We start from the raw sequence: 7,282 nt of genomic DNA, 5'->3' as shown, positions 1-7,282 counted from the left end.
TTGGGGTATAGCCAAGTGGTAAGGCAGCGGGTTTTGATCCCGCCATTCGTAGGTTCAAGTCCTGCTACCCCAGCCAAATAAAAAAAACGCTAAGCTAAGGCTTGGCGTTTTTTTTGCCTCAAAAATAGACATCGAAGGCATTACACGGCAGACTTTCAAAATCATTACATCATTCCAAAGGAAAACTCTTGATCAATCAAATCGTCGCATTCATTAACAATATACTTTGGGGTGATGGCCAAATACTGATTTACATGTTGTTAATCGCCGGTGTGTGGTTTTCTTTTAAATTAGGTTTTATTCAAATTCGTCATTTCAAACATATGTTTTCAGTGATGAAAGGCAGTACGCAAAGTGATAAAGCCGGAATAAGCTCTTTTCAAGCTTTATGTACTAGTTTGTCAGCAAGGGTCGGTACAGGTAATTTAGCCGGAGTCGCCGTAGCTATCTCGTTGGGCGGCTCTGGTGCTATTTTTTGGATGTGGGTCATTGCCATTCTAGGCATGGCAACAGGTTTTGCTGAAAGTGTTTTAGGTCAACTTTACAAAGTTAAAGATACCAATGGAGAATACCGCGGTGGCCCGGCATATTATATCCAACAAGGCCTCAATAAACGTTGGTTAGCTGTTTTATTCTCGTTATTCCTATTTCTAGGCTATGGTTTTATATTTAGCGCAGTCCAAGCAAATACAATTACAGACGCGCTAAATCACGCCTATGAGATCCCTACTCTTTATTCTGGCTTGGTTATTATTTTATTAGCTGGGTTAATTGTAATCGGTGGACTACGCGCTATTGCCAAATTTGCAGAGTGGGTCGTACCATTTATGGCAGTGACTTACGTGTTAGTGACTCTGTTTATCACCATTATGAACATCGAGCTAGTACCGGCAATGCTGTGGGACATTATAGCTTCAGCCTTCGGCTTGCAAGAGGCCGGAGCAGGCGCTATTGGCGCAGCATTTAAACACGGAGTACAACGAGGACTTTATTCGAATGAAGCAGGTTCTGGTAGTGTGCCGCATGCAGCAGCGAGTGCCACACCCAACCCTAATCACCCTGTATCTCAAGGCTACGTGCAAATGCTTGGTGTGTTCATAGACACTATGATTTTGTGTACTTGTACCGCAGTCGTGATTCTTTTAGCAGGAGGCTCGAATAGCGAACAAATGGAAGGTATCCGTTTAACTCAAGATGCCATGGGCTCACACTTGGGCTCAGGCGGTGCCGATTTTGTCGCCGCGGCTATTAGTTTATTTGCTTTTACGTCTGTAGTGGCCAATTACGCCTACGGCGAAAGTAACTTACACATGTTTAAACTAGACAATAAAATCGGTAGAGCTTGTTATACCGCAGGTTATTTAATGATGATTTTGTGGGGCTCTATGGCGGCCTTGCCTGAAGTATGGGCTGCAGCAGACATGGCACTAGGTCTGATGACTGTAATTAACATAATCGCGCTAGCCTGGATGACACCAACAATAGTGTCTATTAGTAGAGATTACTTTAGAAAGCGTGATAATAATGAAGATATCAGTTACAAAGATGGAGATTGCGAAATACAAGGTAAGTCTGAAGATGGAATTTGGTAATTTAATCTTTATTTAAGCCAAACTCTGTCGCTTCACAACCATAACTTAGTCGTAACTTGGACGACTATCTTTCATCAACCTATCTAGAGTCGCTTGAGCCTTCACAGGCTCAAGTACCTCATTGGACTCCAACATTTCGCATTCATCATTTAACATTTGTTGGATCGTAACAGGATAGAAACGACAATCTTCAGGACGATCATGATAGATATCGCACGTATAAAGTTTTTTATCGGCTTGATCAGGATGAATATTTTCACGTAAAAAGGGACAAAAAGATAAACGTTTGCCATTTTGAGGAGAAAACCATATCAGCCCACCTTTGGTATATTCAGCGATATCAGGGCGAAATAGTTTCCACATGTCTAAATCATTGTCAGAAGCAGAAAGGTCGCCATCAGCATATTTAACACAGCACTTACCACATTGGGTGCATTCTTTCATAAATTGCCCAAGTTACCTTGAGCGAGAACGATTTTGCTTTTTCATACGGGCCGATTGAGCGGCTCTATCTGATTCACGCTTTTCTTTACGATCTTTTTTATCCGGTGTGAGTGAGCCTGTTTTAAAACCTTCTTTACGCTTTTGTTTATCTTCCGCTTTTTTAGCTAGTATTTTCGCAATTTCGACTTCTTCTAACTCAACCATTTCAGGTGTTTCTAAACTAACTCTGCCTAACTTTGCGGTTCTAAGCTCACCTATTAGGACCTCACAAATCTTATGTAAATTAACCCGCCCTCCGGCCATTTTCGCTCCGCGCGTACCCGCAGCGGCTTCTAAAAATTCAATTTCTGTATTGGGGATATGATCAAGCTTAAAACGTTCTTTTAGTGCATCTGGATAGGCCTTAATTAAATAATCGGCCAAATAAAACCCTACATCATCATATTCCATGGCAGTGTCTTTAATAGCACCGGTTGCTGCCAATCTATACCCACTATTTATGTTTTCAACTTTTGGCCACAAAATACCGGGCGTATCAAATAAAGTGATACCGTTTCCTAAATTGATCCGTTGTTGGTTTTTAGTTACTGCCGCTTCGTTACCTGTTTTAGCAATAACACGATCAGCCAAAATATTGATTAACGTAGATTTTCCCACATTCGGAATGCCAACTATCATAGTGTTGATAGCTTTGACGCTGGCGTCTTTTTCTGGCAACATTTTTCGACAAAGATCAATAATCTGTTTCATTTTTGCAGGTTGTTCTGTCGTTGCCGCAAACGTTTTAACCGAGCGTTCTTTTTCTAGATGTTTTTGCCACATTTCTGTAATGAGCGGATCGGCAAGATCCGTTTTACTCAACACTTTAATACAAGGTTTATCGCCTCTTAATTCCGCAATGGCCGGGTTTTCGCTAGAGTATGGAATGCGTGCATCTAACACTTCGATCAACAAATCAACCTGGGGCAATACTTGTTTGATTTCTTTTTGGGCTTTATGCATATGCCCTGGGTACCAATGTACAGCCATTTGAGTGCCTCTAGAATGAAAGGTTTAACTTTGGTCTTTATGAATTGTTATTGATTATATCAACAGCGCTAACGACTGTAATACATAATAATTTGAATAATTATCGAAATAACTAATAGTGGCAATATCCAACGACCAAATTTTCCCATTTGTTCGTTAGACATTTGAAAATTTGAACGCTCAATCAGAGGTACAATAACCACTAATGAAATAAATAATATGCCTAAAATAATTAACACTGTCATTCATTTAGTCCTATTGCGTATTTTAATGCTTGTTTTTTTAATAGCCCAGCACGATTAGCCAATTTTAGACCTAAATTTCTAATCAGCTTTAGTGGTGCAACATCGTTACTAAACGCGGCATACAAGAGATCCATCCCAGACATCATAGACAAATTATGTTTACGTCTTCTCTTTTCATAACTAGCCATCCACGTATGTTGATTTGCAGGCTCCAATACTTTGGTGTGTCCCAATGTGTCCAATTTTTTAGATAACTCTTCTAATAATACAGCAATATCTTTAAACCCTAAATTCACTCCCTGCCCTGCTAAAGGATTGATCGTATGTGCAGCATCCCCCACTAACACAGTGTTGTGTTTTGAATATTGATTGGCATGCATACGTGTCAACGGAAAACTAGTCACAGATAACACGTCAAAGTCGACTAAGTCATCTGGAAACGTTTTTAAAATCTCTTGTTTAAGTTTGTCTTTTGTCAGGTTTTTAAGGTGCTGAACATCTTTAGCATGGTTATACCAAACCAAGGACCCGTAACTGTCATACAGGGGTAAATAAGCTATCGGCCCTTTGGGAGTAAACTGTTGCCATGTAATATCTTGTTGCGGGGTATTGGTTTTAATATTGATGGCCAACGCTTGCTGATTATATTGCCAACCTTGCACACCAATATTCGCCATTTGGCGCACTAATGAGTTACCACCATCAGCCCCAACTACTATTTTAGAATTTACCTTAACTCCATTATTAAGCTTAATAGTCGTGACATTTTCGGATTGAATTGAGTCGACTTTATGATCCCAAAAGCAGGTGATATTAGACGTTTTTTCAATGGCTCCAAGTAATCCCAGCTGCACAATTCGATTTTCTATTATATGGCCTAAATGAGATTTACCAATTGACTGGCAGCTAAAATCAGTACGACAACTTTCTTCATCCCAAACCGATAACCGTCTATAAACACAAACACGCATCTGTTGAATAAACTGCCACGCTCCCAATTTATTCAATAATTGTTCTGAATGTAAATTTATGGCCGACACCCTTTTGTCTGGCTCTTGTGAAGCTTCAAATTCTTTAGGTTTGTTAGCTTCAATTAAAGCCACTTTAAAGCCTAATTCATTTAAGCCTAGTGCCATGGTTGCGCCAACCATACCGCCACCTACAATACTAAAATCAAACAAGAGTGCTGCCTTTAAAATTATTAGAAATATATTCTACCATTGAAATAACCAATAAACTCACTCATCACTTTAACGTTTGTGATTGTTTTTCCCTAACGAAGTCAGAGCAGAACCCACTACTACGATACCCGCCCCGATATAGGCCCAAACATTAAGATCTGTCGAAACAAAATGTCTTGGCAATAGTTCAACAGCAATTGCCATACTAAGAAAAGTAAAAATAGGAGCTAAGGTGATCACAGCACTCACTTTCGAGGCTTGCCACACAGACAATGCTTCCGTAAAGGCGCCATACCCAACTATGGTATTTACGCAACAAAATATTAGTGCTAACCAATGAATAGTTTGCATATCTAATAATTGACTTGGTTGTGAAAAAGGCAACAGTACAATGACACCTATGGCATAAATACAAAGAGTTAACTGCTTTGCAGTAAGCAATTTCAATAGAGGTTTTTGCATTAAGGCATAACCAGCCCATGTTACCGCAGCAAAAATTATCACTACTACACCTAAGGTAAACTCGTTAAACGCACTAAACAAATCAGCAATTCTTTCATTGAAAAAAAGTGACATGCCAATAAGTAAAAAAATTGCACCTAACAACTCCAAGGGAGTTAACCGTTCAGAAAAAAATACTATTCCACCTAACATCAACAAAAATGGAGCTAACTGCATCAGTACTTGCGCCGTTTCTGGCGCCAAGTAATTAAGGCCCTGAACATTTGAAACATAGTTAGCGACCAACAATAAACTAGCGAAGAGTACCCACCATTTCGTTTTTACATTCAACGCTTTAATGTTTGGCAAACTACGTCTTTTATATAAGACTAACAACACAAACACACCCGCTACTAAAAATCGGTACCAAGTAATAGTTGGTGCGTTCATTGTTTCTAAGCATAGCTTTAAAAAGACGGGTAACACACCCCATAAGAATGCGGTAAGTAACGACAAAGCAAAGCCATACCAATGTTTATTAGGGTGTGATTGAGCAGATTCCACAAGACCTTCGAAAAAAATGAGGCAATTAATTGAAACTGGAATGTATCATCAAGATCTACAAAATGATGGTGTTAATTGTAAAATAAATAGCTAACTAGCTTCTTATCATTTGTTTTACTCGATCCCGATGGCTACGACTAACTTTTAATTCTTCTCCATTAGAAAGGATCAGATGATATTCACCGCTAATGTGGCTAACTAACTTTTGTACATATTGAATATTCACGATGGCTGATCTATGCACACGTACAAACCTTTTGGGATCGAGGTCATTTTCTAGTTCTTTCATGGTTCTGCGCATGATATGCGTTTTATCAGCTGTATGAACACACATATAATCACCAGCAGCATCAATCCACTGAACCTCAGCAACCGGCACCCTTGTGACTTCAGAGCCATCTTTAATCGCTAACACATCTGGAAAACTAGAGCTTGTTAATACTTCACCGTTAGCCAGTTTCCTCAGAATATCTTCGCAATCATCACCAGTAAAATCAGCGACGAGTTTCGCCAATTTTTCATTCGTTCCATCTTGTTGTTTAATCGCCAAATTTGCTAAGACTTTATCAATTGCTTCTTTTAATCGCACTTCATCAACGGGCTTCAATATATAATCAAGAGCATGGACTTCAAACGCTTTAATCGCATATGAATCAAATGCTGTAACAAATACAACCATAGGAATAGGCTGTTTAAGTTCCCTCAATTTACTAAGCACTTGAAAACCATTGAGTCCTGGCATTTGGATGTCTAAAAAAACCAAGTCAGGGCGTATTTGTGGAATAAGAGAAACGGCTTCAAGACCGTTTTTACATTCACCGACCAGTTCAATGCTCTCAAACTCGGCCAGACGCAATGACAACCCTTTTCGAGCCAATGGCTCATCATCAACAATGACTGTACTAATCTTCAATGGACGACTCACTTATTTCAAAAGGAATACGAATGTTAATTTTAATACCTGATGGGTAATTATGAGAAATATCAAAAGAATAATTATCTTTATATAAAGCATCAAGTCTTTCTTTAATATTTACTAACCCCACTCCTCCGCCATTACTGACCGGTAATTGGCCACCTGTAATCTCTGCCCCTGGGCCATTATCACTGACATTCAACATTAAATCTCTGCCAAAAGTTTTTGCTGAGATATTAACCTGACCGCCATCGGCCATTTTTGAAATCGCATATTTAATTGAGTTTTCAATCAGGGGTTGCAATATTAAACTGGGAACTAGGGCCTTTTTAGTCGTATCGTCAACATCCCAGTTTACTGTTAATCTTTCTTCAAACCTCACCTTTTCAATTTCTAAATAAAGCTCGAGTGCTTGAATCTCTTGAATTAAAGGCACTTTCCGAATGGGGTCTTTATCTAAGGAGTAACGTAAAAAATCACTTAATCGATTCACCATAGCGCCAGCAGTTTGGTTATCTTTGATTAAAATTAAAGTTGATATGGCATTCAAGGTATTGAACAAAAAATGTGGATTAAGTTGATACCGAAGCATTTTAATATGGGCTTGGTGCGCCATAGATGAAGCTTTTAGCACATTCTGTTTTTCTTTTAACAACATCTGATAATTTTTGATGCCAAAATATGCACCAGTCCAACAACCGATCATGATGATAGAATTAACCGTATTGGTAAAATACATATACCATTCTTCAGGACGATAACCTTTTTTATAAATCTCCCAATAGTTTACGTTTTTAACCATGGCCCATAACAAGGCCGTTAGATACAAGCTCACTCCAACCAAAGCTAACATTTGTAGAGGTTTTAAAG

The 7,282-nt window shown here is 39.0% G+C and carries 8 protein-coding genes and 1 tRNA gene; 2 read left to right on the top strand and 7 right to left on the bottom strand.

The annotated features are described in order from the left end of the window. The first annotated feature begins 1 nt into the window (after position 1). Positions 2 to 76 (top strand) — tRNA-Gln (locus ACSHXM_RS20135). Positions 77 to 188: 112 nt separating this feature from the next. After that, positions 189 to 1,592, top strand: coding sequence for an alanine/glycine:cation symporter family protein (locus tag ACSHXM_RS20130; protein WP_435691914.1), 1,404 nt, complete (start codon positions 189 to 191; stop codon positions 1,590 to 1,592). Between the two features lie 45 nt (positions 1,593 to 1,637). On the opposite strand, the gene ACSHXM_RS20125 is transcribed toward ACSHXM_RS20130, so the two are convergent. The 7 genes from ACSHXM_RS20125 to ACSHXM_RS20095 form a co-directional block, all read right to left on the bottom strand. Then, positions 1,638 to 2,036 carry a YkgJ family cysteine cluster protein gene (locus ACSHXM_RS20125; RefSeq protein ID WP_435691912.1) on the bottom strand — a complete coding sequence of 133 codons (399 nt, stop codon included), beginning with the start codon at positions 2,034 to 2,036 and terminating at the stop codon, positions 1,638 to 1,640. A gap of 12 nt (positions 2,037 to 2,048) precedes the next feature. After that, complete coding sequence (gene ylqF / locus ACSHXM_RS20120) at positions 2,049 to 3,065, bottom strand: ribosome biogenesis GTPase YlqF (RefSeq protein ID WP_435691910.1); 1,017 nt, start codon at positions 3,063 to 3,065, stop codon at positions 2,049 to 2,051. Between the two features lie 68 nt (positions 3,066 to 3,133). Then, positions 3,134 to 3,310, bottom strand: coding sequence for a hypothetical protein (locus ACSHXM_RS20115; RefSeq protein ID WP_435691908.1), 177 nt, complete (start codon positions 3,308 to 3,310; stop codon positions 3,134 to 3,136). Next, positions 3,307 to 4,491 (bottom strand): FAD-dependent monooxygenase, encoded by a 1,185-nt coding sequence (locus ACSHXM_RS20110; protein ID WP_435691906.1) that lies wholly within the window; start codon positions 4,489 to 4,491, stop codon positions 3,307 to 3,309. The genes ACSHXM_RS20115 and ACSHXM_RS20110 overlap by 4 nt, the downstream gene beginning before the upstream one ends. A gap of 69 nt (positions 4,492 to 4,560) precedes the next feature. Next, a complete protein-coding gene (locus ACSHXM_RS20105) occupies positions 4,561 to 5,496 on the bottom strand; it encodes a DMT family transporter (protein WP_435691903.1) in 936 nt (311 codons plus the stop codon). 94 nt (positions 5,497 to 5,590) lie between these two features. Continuing rightward, on the bottom strand, positions 5,591 to 6,409 hold the full coding sequence (locus tag ACSHXM_RS20100; RefSeq protein ID WP_435691901.1) for a LytR/AlgR family response regulator transcription factor: 819 nt from the start codon (positions 6,407 to 6,409) through the stop codon (positions 5,591 to 5,593). Then, the coding region (locus ACSHXM_RS20095) for a sensor histidine kinase (protein ID WP_435691899.1) at positions 6,399 to 7,282 on the bottom strand (884 nt) is incomplete at its 5' end. The genes ACSHXM_RS20095 and ACSHXM_RS20100, both read right to left, overlap by 11 nt.

Source organism: Paraglaciecola sp. (assembly GCF_051252315.1).
GTDB lineage: Bacteria > Pseudomonadota > Gammaproteobacteria > Enterobacterales > Alteromonadaceae > Paraglaciecola.
Note: the sequence above shows the minus strand (reverse complement) of the source record. Positions and strands in the feature narration are given on the sequence as shown.